The organism is Micromonospora sp. DT231 (assembly GCF_049847025.1).
In the GTDB taxonomy this organism is placed as follows: domain Bacteria; phylum Actinomycetota; class Actinomycetes; order Mycobacteriales; family Micromonosporaceae; genus Micromonospora.
Window position 1 is genome coordinate 1 of the sequence record NZ_JBNCNO010000019.1, and the last position, 14,049, is coordinate 14,049.

Annotated in this window: 14 protein-coding genes; 5 read left to right on the forward strand and 9 right to left on the reverse strand. The window is 72.7% G+C overall.

Translation table 11 applies throughout. The annotated features are described in order from the left end of the window. Positions 1–112 precede the first annotated feature (112 nt). Positions 113–2,200 carry a PQQ-dependent sugar dehydrogenase gene (locus tag ACPXBU_RS32160; protein WP_393370674.1) on the reverse strand — a complete coding sequence of 696 codons (2,088 nt, stop codon included), beginning with the start codon at positions 2,198–2,200 and terminating at the stop codon, positions 113–115. Positions 2,201–2,222: 22 nt separating this feature from the next. After that, positions 2,223–3,173: a sugar phosphate isomerase/epimerase family protein gene (locus ACPXBU_RS32165; protein WP_425761073.1), complete on the reverse strand. Its 951-nt coding sequence runs from the start codon at positions 3,171–3,173 to the stop codon at positions 2,223–2,225. 625 nt (positions 3,174–3,798) lie between these two features. Between ACPXBU_RS32165 and ACPXBU_RS32170 the strand changes: the two genes are divergently transcribed. Beyond that, positions 3,799–5,070, forward strand: a complete 1,272-nt coding sequence (locus ACPXBU_RS32170) for a L,D-transpeptidase (RefSeq protein ID WP_393370668.1) — start codon at positions 3,799–3,801, stop codon at positions 5,068–5,070. 61 nt (positions 5,071–5,131) lie between these two features. Here ACPXBU_RS32170 and ACPXBU_RS32175 read toward each other — a convergent pair whose 3' ends face one another. Then, positions 5,132–6,148 carry an SMP-30/gluconolactonase/LRE family protein gene (locus tag ACPXBU_RS32175; protein WP_425761074.1) on the reverse strand — a complete coding sequence of 339 codons (1,017 nt, stop codon included), beginning with the start codon at positions 6,146–6,148 and terminating at the stop codon, positions 5,132–5,134. A gap of 400 nt (positions 6,149–6,548) precedes the next feature. On the opposite strand from ACPXBU_RS32175, the gene ACPXBU_RS32180 reads away from it, so the two are divergent. Continuing rightward, positions 6,549–6,935 (forward strand): STAS domain-containing protein, encoded by a 387-nt coding sequence (locus ACPXBU_RS32180; protein ID WP_425761075.1) that lies wholly within the window; start codon positions 6,549–6,551, stop codon positions 6,933–6,935. Positions 6,936–7,319: 384 nt separating this feature from the next. On the opposite strand, the gene ACPXBU_RS32185 is transcribed toward ACPXBU_RS32180, so the two are convergent. Next, positions 7,320–7,712, reverse strand: a complete 393-nt coding sequence (locus ACPXBU_RS32185) for an FKBP-type peptidyl-prolyl cis-trans isomerase (protein ID WP_425761076.1) — start codon at positions 7,710–7,712, stop codon at positions 7,320–7,322. A 283-nt stretch (positions 7,713–7,995) separates the two neighbouring features. Here ACPXBU_RS32185 and ACPXBU_RS32190 point away from each other — a divergent pair, with 283 nt between their 5' ends. After that, positions 7,996–8,955: a TerC family protein gene (locus tag ACPXBU_RS32190; protein ID WP_425761077.1), complete on the forward strand. Its 960-nt coding sequence runs from the start codon at positions 7,996–7,998 to the stop codon at positions 8,953–8,955. A gap of 42 nt (positions 8,956–8,997) precedes the next feature. Here ACPXBU_RS32190 and ACPXBU_RS32195 read toward each other — a convergent pair whose 3' ends face one another. The 5 genes from ACPXBU_RS32195 to ACPXBU_RS32215 all read right to left on the reverse strand — a co-directional run bounded on the left by ACPXBU_RS32195 (position 8,998) and on the right by ACPXBU_RS32215 (position 11,434). After that, positions 8,998–9,723, reverse strand: a complete 726-nt coding sequence (locus ACPXBU_RS32195; protein WP_425761078.1) for a helical backbone metal receptor — start codon at positions 9,721–9,723, stop codon at positions 8,998–9,000. Positions 9,724–9,842: 119 nt separating this feature from the next. Then, on the reverse strand, positions 9,843–10,403 hold the full coding sequence (locus ACPXBU_RS32200) for a hypothetical protein (RefSeq protein WP_393370650.1): 561 nt from the start codon (positions 10,401–10,403) through the stop codon (positions 9,843–9,845). Then, a complete protein-coding gene (locus ACPXBU_RS32205) occupies positions 10,400–10,927 on the reverse strand; it encodes a DUF6286 domain-containing protein (RefSeq protein ID WP_425761079.1) in 528 nt (175 codons plus the stop codon). Before ACPXBU_RS32205 ends, ACPXBU_RS32200 begins: the two co-directional genes overlap by 4 nt. 1 nt (position 10,928) lies before the next feature. Further along, positions 10,929–11,246, reverse strand: a complete 318-nt coding sequence (locus ACPXBU_RS32210) for an Asp23/Gls24 family envelope stress response protein (RefSeq protein ID WP_425761080.1) — start codon at positions 11,244–11,246, stop codon at positions 10,929–10,931. After that, entirely contained in the window at positions 11,243–11,434 is a 192-nt protein-coding gene (locus ACPXBU_RS32215) for a hypothetical protein (protein ID WP_357811124.1), read from the reverse strand. Before ACPXBU_RS32215 ends, ACPXBU_RS32210 begins: the two co-directional genes overlap by 4 nt. A 162-nt stretch (positions 11,435–11,596) precedes the next feature. On the opposite strand from ACPXBU_RS32215, the gene ACPXBU_RS32220 reads away from it, so the two are divergent. Next, on the forward strand, positions 11,597–12,478 hold the full coding sequence (locus ACPXBU_RS32220) for a hypothetical protein (protein WP_425761081.1): 882 nt from the start codon (positions 11,597–11,599) through the stop codon (positions 12,476–12,478). 283 nt (positions 12,479–12,761) lie between these two features. Further along, entirely contained in the window at positions 12,762–14,006 is a 1,245-nt protein-coding gene (locus ACPXBU_RS32225) for a hypothetical protein (protein ID WP_425761082.1), read from the forward strand. Positions 14,007–14,049 lie beyond the last annotated feature (43 nt).

Below are 14,049 nucleotides of genomic sequence, written 5' to 3' on the forward strand. Positions count from 1 at the left end.
GGGGGGGGCTCTCGCGCCGGGCGGGGGGGGGGGCCCCGCGCCGGCGGGTGCTCTCCCGAGGCGGGGGGGCCCCGGGTGTGACCGGGCCCCCGCCGCTGTCATCGTGGGTTGGTCAGCCGGCCAGGCCGGCCACCGGGGTCGGGTCCAGCACGACCGTGGCCGAGCCCGACTGCGCGGGGTTGCCCGCGTCGGTGTACTCCGCGACGAACACGGCGGTCAGGTTGTCCGCACCGCTGTGTCCACCGTCGAGGAACGTGGGAATGGTCCCGGAGCAACCCGTCGAGGTGGAGAGCGGGTGCCCGTGCTCGTCGTGCCCGAGCACGTAGGTGACCTTCACCTTGGAGCAGTCCACCGGCAGGTCGTCGGTGACCTTCACCTCGTACGCGACCGTCTGCCCGAACTGGAAGGGCTGCCCGGCCTCCGGGGTGACGAACTCGACGACCGGCGCGGTCGGCCCGACCACGAGCGGCAGGGATGCCGAGGCGGACCGTCCGGTGCGGTCGGTCACCTTCAGTGTCGGCGTGTAGGAGCCGTTCTCCGGGAACGTCCAGCTCGCGTTCGGAGCGGTGCTGTCCACCGAACCGTCCGCGTTGAAGTCCCACGCGTAGCTGAGCGTGTCACCGTCCGGGTCGGTGGTGCCGGCGCTGGAGAACGCGACGGTCAACGGGGCCTGCCCGACGGTCGGCGTACCACTGATCTTCGGGATCGGCGTCCGGTTGCCGCGGACGAAGTCGATCCGGGACAGCTGGGCGTCCGGGTTCTCGGCGAAGTAGCCGTCACCGTACTCCAGCACGTAGAGCGCGCCGTCCGGGCCGAACTCCATGTCCATCGGGTTGTCCACCACGAGCGACGGCGCCACCGGACGGATGTCCGTCACGTCACCGTCGGAGTCGAGGCGGAACTCCTTGATGTAGTCGCGGGACCACTCGTAGAACAGCGGCACGCCGTCGTAGTAGGCCGGCCAGCGGGTACGCGACGTGCTGGTGCCGTCGTAGTCGTACGCCGGGCCGCCCATCGGCGAGATGCCGCCGGTGCCCAGTTGCGGGAACTCGGCCGACGGGGCGGCCGCGTACCAGACCTGCGGCTGCTCGACCGCCGGCAGCACCCGCTTGCCGGTGTTGTGCGGTGAGTCGTTGACCGGGCGCTTGCAGTTGAACTTGGCGCCGGACTTGCCGGTGGCGAAGTCGTAGTCGCGGTAGGCGATCGTCGGCGTCACGCAGTACGGCCAGCCGTAGTTCGCCGGCTTGTCGATGACCATCCACCGGCCGTGCCCGGCCGGCCCGCGCTCCGGGTTCGGGGTGGAGGCGTCCGGGGAGTAGTCGCCCACGTACACGTTGTCGGTACGCCTGTCGACGGAGAACCGGAACGCGTTACGCAGCCCCATCGCGTAGATCTCCGGGCGGGTCTGCGCCGTGCCCGGCTTGAACAGGTTGCCGGCCGGCACCGTGTAACCGCCGCCGTTCTTCACCTTGATGCGCAGCAGCTTGCCGCGCAGGTCGTTGGTGTTGGCCGCGCTGCGCTGGGCGTCGAACGCCGGGTGACGGTCGGCCCGCTCGTCGATCGGGATGTAGCCGTCGGAGGCGAACGGGTTGGTGTCGTCACCTGTCGACAGGTACAGGTTGCCCAAGCTGTCGAAGTCGATCTGGCCGCCGACGTGGCAGCAGATGCCCCGGTCGGTCGGCACGTCGATGATCTGCTGCTCGCTGGCGAGGTTGAGCTTCATCCCGTCCAGCTTGAACCGGGACAGCCGCAGCGCGCCCTTGTACGGCTGCCAGTCCGCCTCGGTGCCGGTCTCCGGCGCGTCCCCCTCGTTGACGCCGGGGGTCGCCGGGTCGTCCACCGGCGTGTTCATCGGCGGCGAGTAGTAGAGGTAGACCCACTTGTTCTGGGCGAAGTTCGGGTCGATGGCGACCCCCTGCAACCCCTCCTCGTCGTGCTCGTACACCGGGATGTCGGCGGCGAGGGTGTTCAGCCCGGTACGCGGGTCGTGGATGCGGACCTCGCCGGTGCGGGAGGTGTGCAGCACCCGCAGGTCGGGCAGGACGGCGAGGCTCATCGGCTCGCCGGGGAAGTCGTTGAGAGTCACTTTCTGGAAGCTGGTGTCCGGCGGCGCGGCCGGCGCCGCGGCCGCTGCCGACGCTGGTACGACCAGACCGGCCGTCACCAGCAGCAGAGCGGACACGAATGCGGTTCTGTTCATCAAGATTGTCCCCCGAGGTGTTTCAGTACCGGAGCGAAGCGAGATAGTCGAAGCCGACCCGAGCGGTGTCCAGGGCGTCGGCGGGGGAGCGTGGCGTGGTGCCCGCGTCGTCGCGCTCCACGATGTACTCCTCGATGCCGGCCTCCCGCTCGTTGGCGAAGATGCGGCCGAAGTCGATGACGCCGTCGCCGAGGTCGGCGAAACCGCCCTCGACGTCGAGGTCCTTGACGTGCACCTGGCGGATTCGGCCGCGGTTGGCCCGGATCACGTCGACCGGGTCGTGCGCGCCCCGCCAGGTCCAGTAGAGGTCGAGTTCGAAGTGGACCAGGCGCGGGTCGGTCTGCCCGGTGAGGATCTCGAAGCCGGTCGAGCCGTCGGTCAACGGCACGAACTCCAACTGGTGGTTGTGGTAGCCGAAGTCGAGCCCGGCGCGTTCGGCCAGTCGGCCGGCCTTGTTCAGGTCGCGCGCCAGGGCCCGGTAGACGTTGGGGTCCCGGATCGCCTGACCGCTGGCGTCCCGACCGAAGTAGGGGTGGACGATCTTCTTGCAGCCCACGACGTTGGCGTCCGCGAGGGCCTGCTCCCAGGTGGCGGCGTCGAAGGGCTGCGGGATGCCGGTGTGCCCGGAGGTGGACCGCAACCCGGCCTCGTCGAGCGCGGCCCGGAACTGTGCGGCGGTGCGTCCGACGAATCCGGCGTGCTCCACCCGCCGGTAGCCGATCCGGCGCAGCGCGTCGAGGGTGCCGGGCAGGTCGGCGGCGAGCTGGTCCCGCAGGGTGTAGAGCTGAATGCTGATCCGATCCACCGGCACCCGGCGCCGGCCCTGGGCCTGCCCGGCGGGTGCGGCGGCGGCCGGGCTGGCGAGCAGGCCGGCGGTGCCGACAGCGGCGGCGGAGACGGTCGCGGCGCGCAGCACTCCGCGCCGGCTGATCGCTCCGGACGCCGGTGTCGATTGGTTGAGCTGTTGATCCATGGTGGTGGTCCCTTCCTGACGGCAGGTACGCCGTCGGCGGAGGTCGACCTGGCCACCGTCACCCGGGCACGCCGAACCGGCCGGAGGCGGGCTCCGGCTGGACGGTGAGGACGGCGCGCCGGTGCGGCTCAGCCCCCTGTGGGGGCGGAACACGGCGACCCGGCAGGGTGGCGGCAAGCTGATCGACTAATGGGCAACCCTCTATCTGGAAGGTGACCTTACCCTTGCCCCCGGACGAAGGCAAAGCTTCGTCGCGTTCGGCAGAAGTTTCGCTTCAGGCGACAAAAGTCCGTCCCCGAAGTGCGCGGACCCGATCTCACCGGACCCGACCCGCCCGCGAACCGAGCGTGATCCACTCGCGCTCATGGAGGTCGCGGCATCCTGGACGTCCCGATGCCCCGGCCTCGACGAAGCCGAGTCGATCACGAACGGGACGCCCGCACCCGCCCGGCTCAAGCGGACCAGAGGGCCCGACATCGGTCGGTTGAGCGCCTGTTCTGCCAAGTGGAACATCGTCGGAAAATGCGTCGGTAAATGCGCCGCCAATTATTTCGGAATGCGGCTGATGCCCCTGCTGGGCAGGTCAGAATGTGGCGGAGGGAAGTCGAATACGGGGGGACTGAACATGACGTCTAGGCGGCGATTGACGCTGTTGGCGGTAACCATCGCAGCCGCACCGCTCATCCTGGGTGGGTGCACCGCCGACCGGGACCACTCGGCGAATGGCTCGGCCAAGGACCACGTCGCCGGCCCGGAACTCGCCGTGACACCGGCGGACCGGGCCCGGGACGTCCCGGTCAGCGCCGAGGTGGGCACCGTGGTCAGGGGTGGACGGGTCACCGGCGTACGCCTCACCGACGACAAGGGCAAGCAGGTCGGCGCCGAGCCGCGCGAAGACGGCTCGGGTTGGGTGCCGACGGTGCCGCTGCAACCGCGGCGGACGTACACCGCCGAGGTGACCGCGACCGGGGACTCCGGTGCCACCACCACCCGCACCACCTCGTTCACCACCATGGCCAAATCGACCAAACCGCAGATCACCAGCACCCTCTATTTCGTGGGCAATCGGACGTACGGCACGGCGATGCCGGTAACCGTCGCGTTCGACCCGGCAATTCCGAAAGAGGCCAGAGCAGATGTTCAACGGCGGTTGTTCGTGAAGACGAATCCTCCGCAGCCGGGCACCTGGTCGTGGATCGAGGACGGCAGTCAGGTCTATTACCGGGCGCCCGATTTCTGGAAACCGGGGACCACGATCAGCGTCCGGGCCGGCCTGGAGGGCCTGCCGATCGGCAAGGACCGGGTCGGCGACGCCGAGCGGACCGCCACCTCCAAGATCGGACGCCAGCTCGCGCTGGAGATCGACAACGCCACCAAGCAGATGACGGTGCTGCGCGACGGCAAGCAGGTCCGCCGGATCCCGGTCAGCCTGGGCAAGCCGAGCACGCCGAGCTCCAGCGGCAAGATGGTGATCATGGAGAAGCACGAGCGGACCACCTTCGACACGCGGGGTGAGCCCAACGGTGGGTACGTGGTCGACGTCGACGACGCCCAGCGCTACACGTGGGGTGGCGAGTTCATCCACTCGGCCCCCTGGTCGGAGGGCGAGCAGGGCTACACCAACACCTCGCACGGCTGCGCGAACGTCTCCGCCACCGCAGCGGACTGGCTGATGGGGGTGACGCAGGTCGGTGACCTGATCACCGTCAAGGGCACCGAGGTCGACCTGCAACCGGGCAACGGCTGGACGGCGTGGAACGTGAGCTGGGACGAGTTCGTCAAGGGCAGCGCCCTGCCGGTGTCGCCCGGTCTCAAGCCCGCGCCTGTCGCCCCGGCGCACCCGGGCGCGGTGGCCGGCGGTTCGCCCGCCCCGGCGCCCTCGGTCAGCGGCCGCTGAGACACCGGCGCGCACACCCTGGGCCGGCCCGCCACCACGGTGGGCCGGCCCACCGACCGAATCAGTCCAGCGGTACGCGGGCCACCCCCGGCCCGACCAGGCTGCCCAGCCAGAGGTGGTCGCCGTGCTGGCGTACCCCGGTGATCATGCGGTACCGCCCGGCCGGGCCGTGCAGCGTCCGGCGGACCGTGCCCGCGTCGTCGACGAGCGCGACCAGCCCGTAGCGGCGCGGCTGCGGCTGCAACGCGTCGGGCAGCAACGCGGCGACCTGTCGCAGTCGCGGGTGCGGCAGCAGCCGCTCGGCGATCGGCACCCGTGGGCTGGGCAACGCGATCCAGTACGTCCCGTCGCCGACGGCGGAGAGATTGTCCGGGTACGCGGGCAGGTCGGCGAGCACCCGGACGCCGCCGCCCAGGTCGACGCGGAGCAGGCGGTGGGTGCTGGTCTCCACGAGCATCAGCGCCGACTCGTCCGGGGTCAGCGCGATCCCGTTGGGGAAGTACAGCCCATCGGCCACCACCTCGGTGCGGCCGGTGCCCGGGTGGTAGGCCAGCACCCGCCCGTTGGGGCGGTGCTCCAACAGGTCCCGCTTCCAGTGCGAGACCGGAAACCGGTCGGAGGAGTCGGTGAAGTAGACGGTGCCGTCGCGCGCCACCGTCGCGTTGTTGGCCAGGTGCACCAGGGGCGCCGTTCCGGTCAGTTCGCGTACCGCGCCGTCGGGCGTCACCCGCAACAACCCGCGGTACGCGTCGCACACGATGAGAGCCGTACCGGACGCATCCACCTCGATGCCGAGCGGCCGGCCACCGGTCTCGGCCAGCAACCGGGGGCGGGTGCCGACCGGCGTGTCGACCGGCCAGCACCAGAGCCGGCCGTCCTCGTCGCCACTGATCACCCGGCCGGCGTCGTCGACGACCACGTCCTCCGGGCCGACGGCGCCGTCGGGGAGGGGCAGCACCTCGGCGCGGTCGAGCCTTCGATCCGTCGGAGCCCACGCCCCGGCCAACGGCGGGGGAACGGTGGCCGGCTCGCGGACGGGACGGATCAACCGGGGCGGCCGGGGCCGAGGGATCACCATCGGCCTATTCTCCACCGCCGACGCCGACCGTCGCCCATGATCAACACGGTATCCGTGATGTCGGGGCATCCCGCTCCTCCGGATGCCCCGGTTTCACCGAACGGGAGTCGATCACGGCCCGGCCCGCCGGGTGGCGCGCGCCGGGCGAGGCGAGGTGACGCACGGCGCGGCGCGGCGAGGCACGGCGAGGCGCGGCGAGGCACGGCGAGGCGCGGCGCGGGCGGGGCGCGGCGGGGCGCGGCGAGGCGCGGCGCGGGCGGGGCGCGGCGAGGCGCGGAGCAGGGCCCCGAGCCTGCACCCCGAGGGGGATGAGGGGTACCTCGGGGTAAGACCCTGGGCGTACCCGGAATCACTCCGCCGGAGGCCGAAACTGTCGGTGGGGGCGACTAGATTTCTCGGCATGGGTGAGCGGAGCGACCGGCTGGACGTGCAGGTCAACGTGAGTGACCAGATGGTCCTCGTGCGGGTGGCCGGCGAGGTCGACATCGCCACGGTGGCCGCGTTCCGGTCCGCGCTGTGGTCCGTGCCGGCCCGTCCGGTGCTTCAGCTGGACCTGTCCGGGCTGCGGCTGCTCTCCGCCGCCGGCGTCCGCACCCTGCTCGCCGCACACCTGCGTGTTCGGGCGTGCGGTGGCGCACTGGTCCTGATCGACCCGAGCCCGGTCGTGGCCCGTGTGCTGCGCGCCACCGGCCTGCACCGGGTGATGCCGATCCTGGAGCCGGCCCGGATCGTCGAGGCCGCCCGTCGCCCGGCGGTCGATCCGGCACACCTGCAACTGGCCGCCTGACCCTGGCCCGCGCGATCCGCGTCCGCCGCGGACCCGCTGGCGCGCGTCGCGCAATCCCGCGATCCCGGCCCCGTGGCGCCGCCAGCGTGCGCCGCGCAGTCCCGCGATCCCGGCCCGCCGTGGCGCCGCCAGCGTGCGCCGCGCAGTCCCGCGATCCCGGCCCGCCGTGGCGCCGCCAGCGTGCGCCGCGCAATCCCGCGATCCCGGCCCGCCGTGGCGCCGCCAGCGTGCGCCGCGCAGTCCCGCGATCCTGAGCCGCTGGCGCGCGTCGCGCAGTCCCGCGATCCCTGCCCGCCGTGGCGCCGCCGGCGTGCGTCGCGCAATCCCGCGATCCTGGTCCGCCGCGGGGTCGTCGGCGTGTGCCGACGACCCCCGGTGCATCGGTCAGCGCACGCCGAGCAGGTCGACGACGAAGACGAGCGTCTCGCCCGGCTTGATGACGCCGCCCGCACCGCGGTCGCCGTACCCCAGGTGGGGCGGGATGGTGAGACGGCGGCGGCCGCCGACGCGCATGCCGACGACGCCCTGGTCCCAGCCGGCGATGACCTGACCGCCGCCGAGCGGGAACTCGAACGCCTCGCCCCGGTTCCAGGACGAGTCGAACTCGTCGCCGGTGGAGTGCGACACGCCGACGTAGTGCACGCTGGCGAGCTGGCCCGGTGCGGCCTGCGGTCCCTCACCAACGGTGATGTCCTCGATCACGAGGTCGGCCGGCGGCGCACCCTCGATCGGACCCACCTCGGGCTTGCCGGATCGGGCGCCTGCTGCCTGGTTCATGCGGGGATCTCCTGCCGTGTCGGTTGATGTGTCCGGTCACCGTCGATCCTGCCGGATCACCCCCCACCGATGTGCGGCAGACCCGCCCACCCCCGACCCCACACCCACCCCAAGCCGCGTCGATCTTGCATTTTCTGCCCTGGCATAAGCCCCTTTCCTCGACAAAAGGTCGACAGAAAGTGCAAGATCGGCGGACGGATCCGACTTCCCCGGTCTGGACCGAGGGCGCTCGCCTAGGCTCGACACAGCCGGCGGGTGGGGTGTCGGGCGGTGGCCGTGGTCGATGCGGAGGGCGTCGGTGGCTGAGGCGACGGTCCCGGTGCCGCTGTGGGCCTGGGCGGCAACCAGCGCGCTGATCGCCGTACTGCTCGCCGTGGACGTGCTCCTGCACCGGGACAACCACGTCATCGAACTACCCGAGGCGTTGCTGTGGAGCGCCATCTGGATCGGCGCGGGTCTGCTGTTCGGGGTGGTCCTCTGGTGGGGCCTCGGGGGTGACCCGGCCGTCGCGTACTTCTCCGGCTACCTGTTGGAGAAGGCGCTCTCGGTGGACAACGTGTTCGTCTTCGCCCTGCTCTTCGGCTACTTCCGAGTGCCGTCGGGCTATCAGCACAAGGTGCTGTTCTGGGGTGTCGTCGGGGCGCTCGTCTTCCGCCTGCTGTTCATCCTCGCCGGCGCCGAGCTACTGGACCGGCTCGCCTGGGCCGGGTTCGTGTTGGGTGCCTTCCTGATCTGGACGGGTTGGCGGCTGGCCGTACGCGGGAAGCCGGACGTCGACCCGGAACGCAACGTCGTGGTGCGGCTGTTTCGGAGGCTGGTGCCCACCGACGCCCGGTACCACGGCGATCGGTTCACGGCCCGAGTCGCCGGCCGGCGGGTGGCGACGTTGCTGTTGGTGGCGCTCGTCGCCATCGAGGCCACGGACGTGGTCTTCGCCATCGACTCGGTGGCGGCGATCCTCGCCATCACCACGACCACCTTCCTGGTCTGGACGGCGACCGCCTTCGCCGTACTGGGGTTGCGCAGCCTCTACTTCTGCCTCGCCGGCCTGCTGCGCCAGTTCGGCTACCTGCGCTACGGTCTCGCGCTGCTGCTCGGCTTCGCGGGGCTCAAGCTCATCCTCGCCGAGACGCCGGTGGGCAAGCTGCCGGTCTGGTCGACCCTCGCGGTGGTGGTGCTGACCCTGGCGGTCTCCATCGGGGCCAGCGTCGTGGCGGCGCGCCGCCCCGGCGTCGACGGCTGAGCCGCTGTGCCGCCGGGCCGCTGAGCCGCCGGGCCGCCCGCGTCAGTCGATCACCACCGGTCGAGACAGCTGCTCGGCCAGGAGCGCGGGCGCATCGGCCAGGGAGGGTCCGTACCAGGTGAGGTGCCGACCGGACAGCAGAGCGCACGGTACGCCGGGGAACGCCTCCGGCCCGTCCTCGGCGGTGAACCGGTACGGCTCGTCGGGTAGCACCACCAGGTCGGGCTCCTGTTCGCGCAGCTCCGCGAGGGGCGGGCGGGGATAGCGCTCGGGGTGCTCGTCGTAGGCGTTGACCACGCCGAGCCGGCGCAGCACGTCACCGGCGAACGTGTCGCTGCCCAGCACCACCCACGGTCGACGCCAGACCGGCACCACCGCGCGGCGGGGCGGCGCCAGTCGGGGCGGCGCGGCCCACGAGCGCCGAGCGGCCCGCAGCCAGTCCGGCTCGGCCGGCGCACCCAGCTCGGCCAGCAGCTCGCCCAGCTCGGTCAGTGCGCCCGCGACGGTACGCGGGTAGGTGATCCGCACCGGCACACCGGCCGCCCGCAGCGCCTCGGCGTCGGCCCGGCTGTTCTCCTCGACGTTCAGCAGCACCAGATCTGGCCGCAACGCGCGGACCCGGTCCAGATCGGGGTACTTGCTGCCGCCGACGCGGGCGACGTCGAGCCCGGCCGGGTGGCTGCACCAGTCGGTGGCTCCGACCAGCAGCCCCGGCAGGGTCAACGCCACCGCCTCGGTCAGCGAGGGCACCAGTGACACCACCCGCACCCGCGCACCTCCGTCCGCCACCGGTCCCCGCCCCGATCATGCCGGCCCGGCCCGGCGCGGGTCAGGATCGGCCCGGTTCGGCGTCGGCCCGGTTCGGCGTCGGCCCGGTTCGGCGTGGGTCAGGGTCGGACCGGCTCGATGTGGGCGGTCACGTCGAGGTGCGCCGGCTGGCAGTCGGTCGTCGCCGCGAACCGGCGGACGGCGGCGCGGACGTGCTCGCGGACGCCCGCGGTCGCCGCGTCGGCGGTCAGGTCCACCCGGATCCACACGTCGGGGCGCGGCGGCTCGCCGGTGAGCACGACGCGGGCCCGGCGTACCCCGGGATTGCCAGTCAGGTCGCGGACCAGCGCGTCGGTGAGGACGTCGGTGGCCAGCCGGGTCCGGCCCGGTCGCCGCCCGGGGTGGCTCAGGGTGCCGCGCAGCGTACCGGCGGGCCGCCGCACCTCCCGGGCCAACAGGCGTTGCCCGGCCAGGGCGAGCAGTGCCCCGCCGACCGCCGCGGCCAGGGTGCTCCACGGCGCGGCCAGCCGCCACCGCTCCAGCAGCCCGGCGCTGAGCACCGCCGCCCGTGCGTCGGCGCCGGGCAGGGTGCCGTGGCCGGCCGCCAGCGCCGCGCCGCCGACCGCCACGAGCAGCAGCGCGATGATGGTCCACAACAGGCGGTGCGCGGCGTTCGTCATGCCGGCCGCCGGCGAGGTTGGAGCCGGACGTCGACGGGGCCGGAGCGTGGCGCGGTGAGCCGGTGCAACTCCTGGTGCACCGCGTACTCGATCTCCGGCCGGGCCGCCGGGTCGCCGGTCGCGCGCACCCGGGGGCGCCACTGGCCGCCGCGCCGTCGGACCCGGACCCGGACCCGGGCCCGGCGTACGCCGGGCACCGCGCCGGCGGCGTCGGCCAGCCGCCGCTCCACGCTGCGCCGGTGCAGGTGCCAGCCGTCGTGTTGGTCGGTGCGCAACCGCACCGGCGTCCAGGGGCGCAGTTGGGCGACCAGGATGACCAGGCCGAGCAGGACGGCGCCGCCGGCCACCGCCTGGACGCCCGGGTCGCGCCACCGGGCGCCGCTCAGGGCGTCGAGCCAGCCGGTGGGCTCCAGCGGCACCGGCCGGTCCAGGGCGAGGAGCAGTGCCTGGGCGGCCACCAGCGCCCCGCCGACGAGCAGGACGGTGGCCAGCAGCAGCGAGGCGACCCGGTTGACGCTGCGCACCTCAGCCGCCCTCGGCGGACACGGTCGCGGGGGCGGAGACGTCGACGCCCGGGACGAGCAGGTCGTCCACGGTGACTGTCACCATCGCCACGTGGAGCCCGGTGCTGGCGGCCACCCGGTCGGCGACCACCGCCCGGACCGTCTCGGCGATGGCGGGCACGCTGTGCCCGTACCAGGTGATCAGGTGCAGGTCGAGTCCGACGGATCGGTCGTCGAGGCGGACCTCCGCCGGACGGACGACGGACACGCCCGGTACCAGGCCGGCCGCCCGGACCGCGATCCGCGTGACCTCCGCGGCGTCGGCGGGGCGGGTGGTCATCGGCGCCGCCGCGGGTCGGTGTGGCGGTCGCCGAGGCCGGTCACCGTGAGGTCGCCGTCGAGCACTCGGACCACGAGCCAGCCGAGCAGGCCCGCGAGTACGGCGAGGGCGGCCACGCCGATGCCGGCGAGCGCCCAGACCGCCACGGCGAGAAACCCGGCGAGGAAGCCGAACTGCTGTCGCGACATGGTCACCTCCGGCCGGTCCGGTACCGGCGCTCGCTGGATACACCCGCCGGCTGCCCCTGGAACGTCGGTCGCCTGTGATCCCGGTCACATCTAAACTCGGGGTCCCATGATCGACCACCTAGACTCGGCGCGGCTCGACCGACCGGCGGATGGATCAGGCAGATGACGAGCATCGGCAGCGACGACCGGGGTTGGCTGCGGGCGTTGCCCGCCGACGGCGGGAGCGAGATGCCGCTCAGTCGCGCCGGCCACCGGGTCCATCCGGCGCGCCGGCTCAGCGATCTGGTCCAGGGTCGGCCGCCCGGGGTCACCGGCAGTCAGTGGAGTTCGGCCAGCCGTGCCAGCTTCGACGTCGTGGTCTGCGCCGCCGACACCGGCCGGGTGATCGTCGCCGTCCAGATCGGCCCGGTGGCCCCCGCCGGCTCGGCGCAGCAGCGTGCCGAGCGACTCACCGACGCCGTCAGCGCCGCCGCCGGCCTGCCCGTGTTGCGGATCGGATCGTCGACATTGCGGGCCGCCGAGCACGGCCGACGCCTCGTGGACTACGTGATCGACGCGCGCGCCTACGCGGCGGGCGCCGCCGGAGTGACCGCCGACGGGGACGACCACGCCCCGGTGGGCTTCCGGGACATCCTCGGTCGACTGCCCGACGGCCGCACCGGGCAGGTCAACGACCTGGGCGCGCTGACCCGCGCGGCGGCGGTCGAGGCGTACGTGGCGGGACGGGTGGCCGACCCGATCGTGCGCGGCCTGCACGTGCGCTGGGCCGACGGGACGGCGCAGGGGTGGAGTTGGGTGCAGGTCCGCCCCGACGCGTGCCTCGTCGAGCGGGTCGCGGTGACCGAGCAGCGCTTCTCCTGCGGCATCGACGCGGCCCAACTGGCCGAGGATCTCGCCACCGTCGCGGTCGGGGAGCGGCTGCGGGCGAACGCCGGAACGGACCTGTTGCCGCGCGCCGAGTTGACCGCGCAGATCGTCGCGCTGAGTCGACGCCGTGCCGAACTGGTCGGCGGATTCGCCTTCGACCACCTCTGCGTCGACTGACCGACGCCCGTTCTCCCTGCTGACACCGGCTCCGGATCCGGTCTGGGCAATTTCCTGCGCGACGGTTGAACCTTCCCGGTCGCCGTCCCGTACTCCTGCGCGAATGAACAGGATCTCCCCATCCGCGCCCCCGGGCGCGGGAGACGGTGCGGAAAGGGCATCGTCGGCCATCGACGCATTACCCGGGTAGGTCACGGTGCTCACCGCCGTGGCGTGCCCTCTCACATCCGTCGGTCCGCCGAGGGCAGGAATCCACTACCGGATCGAGAAGGAGAGCAATTCGATGCGCAGGTCCACACGGGCGCGCCGGTCATCCGGCAACGCGCGGAGCAAGCGTCTGCTGGCCGTTGTCGGCACGCTCGTGGTCTTCGGCGGAGTCGTCGCCGTGACCCAGATTTCGTCGGCCCAGGACCGGCGGACAAATAAGCCGCGTCCGGTCGCCGGGCAGTGCGTGGAGCCGAGCCCGGGTTCGACCGCGCCGGCTGGCGGCGCCTCGACCAGCCGGACCTGGCAGAACGGTCGTTGGGTGCGTAATCACTGGGGTGACGGGCAGCAATCGGTCCCCGAGTGCGAGGACGGCAAGGACGGCACGGTGGGCACCGGCACGGCCATCGCCTGTCCGGACGTGACGGCGAAGTTGCCGCAGGTGCCGGCCCAGGCGCGGGCCGAGGTGGACCGCGGTCTCGCCCAGTTGCAGGCCCAGATCGCCGAGGCGGACCGCCGGTTGGCCGCCGAGGGCAACAAGGGTGAGGCGTTCATCCGCAACGCGATCCTCCAACCGCTGGCCGGCAAGCGGCGCGCGGTGCTGGACCGGATCACGACCGCGATCGACCGGGTCGGACCCCGGCCGCAGGGCCTCGCGCAGCTCGCCGACTGTCAGGTGCAGCCCACCGGCAACAACGGCGGCAGCTCACCCACCACCACCCCCGGTGGCGGCAACAACGGTGGCGGGAACAACGGTGGCGGCAACGCCCCGGGCGCCGGGCTCGGCGTGCTGGCCAACGACTGCGACGAGAGCCGGCTCCAGCCGCACGACGGTTTCCAGATCGGCAACCGCTGCGTGAGCACCGAGTTCGGTGAGGTCGGCGCCGCCGCCAACAACCCGTCCCTGCTGATCACCCAGTTCCCCGACCAGGTCGGCCGCAACCAGGCGTTCACCCTGCGGGTCAGCACCCGCAACCTGGTCCGGGACCGCTTCCTGGCCGCCGGTCAGGGCGGCTACTACGTGGAGAGCTCGCTGCTCAACGCCCAGGGCCTGGTCCGGGGTCACTTCCACACCGCGTGCCGGATGTTGGACAGCCTGACCGCCCCGCCGGAGCCGCAGGAGGTGCCCGCCTTCTTCGTCGCGACCGAGGACGGTCGCGGTGGCGCCCAGCCCGACGAGGTGACGATCCAGATTCCGGGCCTGCCGGAGGCGGGGACCGCGCAGTGCTCCGTCTGGGCCGGTGACGGCTCGCACCGCCTGCCGATGATGGAGCGGGCCAACCAGACGCCCGCGTTCGACTCGGTACGCATCGACGTCAACTGACCGACCTCGACCGGCGGTGGCCGGTCACCCGGGCGAGGGCCCT

What these genes read in the sequence shown, in the direction of transcription:
- ACPXBU_RS32160 (WP_393370674.1), bottom strand. Translation starts at nt 2,200, where the DNA reads ATGAACAGAACCGCATTCGTGTCCGCTCTGCTGCTGGTGACGGCCGGT.
- ACPXBU_RS32165 (WP_425761073.1), bottom strand. Translation starts at nt 3,173, where the DNA reads ATGGATCAACAGCTCAACCAATCGACACCGGCGTCCGGAGCGATCAGC.
- ACPXBU_RS32170 (WP_393370668.1), top strand. Translation starts at nt 3,799, where the DNA reads ATGACGTCTAGGCGGCGATTGACGCTGTTGGCGGTAACCATCGCAGCC.
- ACPXBU_RS32175 (WP_425761074.1), bottom strand. Translation starts at nt 6,148, where the DNA reads ATGGTGATCCCTCGGCCCCGGCCGCCCCGGTTGATCCGTCCCGTCCGC.
- ACPXBU_RS32180 (WP_425761075.1), top strand. Translation starts at nt 6,549, where the DNA reads ATGGGTGAGCGGAGCGACCGGCTGGACGTGCAGGTCAACGTGAGTGAC.
- ACPXBU_RS32185 (WP_425761076.1), bottom strand. Translation starts at nt 7,712, where the DNA reads ATGAACCAGGCAGCAGGCGCCCGATCCGGCAAGCCCGAGGTGGGTCCG.
- ACPXBU_RS32190 (WP_425761077.1), top strand. Translation starts at nt 7,996, where the DNA reads ATGCGGAGGGCGTCGGTGGCTGAGGCGACGGTCCCGGTGCCGCTGTGG.
- ACPXBU_RS32200 (WP_393370650.1), bottom strand. Translation starts at nt 10,403, where the DNA reads ATGACGAACGCCGCGCACCGCCTGTTGTGGACCATCATCGCGCTGCTG.
- ACPXBU_RS32210 (WP_425761080.1), bottom strand. Translation starts at nt 11,246, where the DNA reads ATGACCACCCGCCCCGCCGACGCCGCGGAGGTCACGCGGATCGCGGTC.
- ACPXBU_RS32215 (WP_357811124.1), bottom strand. Translation starts at nt 11,434, where the DNA reads ATGTCGCGACAGCAGTTCGGCTTCCTCGCCGGGTTTCTCGCCGTGGCG.
- ACPXBU_RS32220 (WP_425761081.1), top strand. Translation starts at nt 11,597, where the DNA reads ATGACGAGCATCGGCAGCGACGACCGGGGTTGGCTGCGGGCGTTGCCC.
- ACPXBU_RS32225 (WP_425761082.1), top strand. Translation starts at nt 12,762, where the DNA reads ATGCGCAGGTCCACACGGGCGCGCCGGTCATCCGGCAACGCGCGGAGC.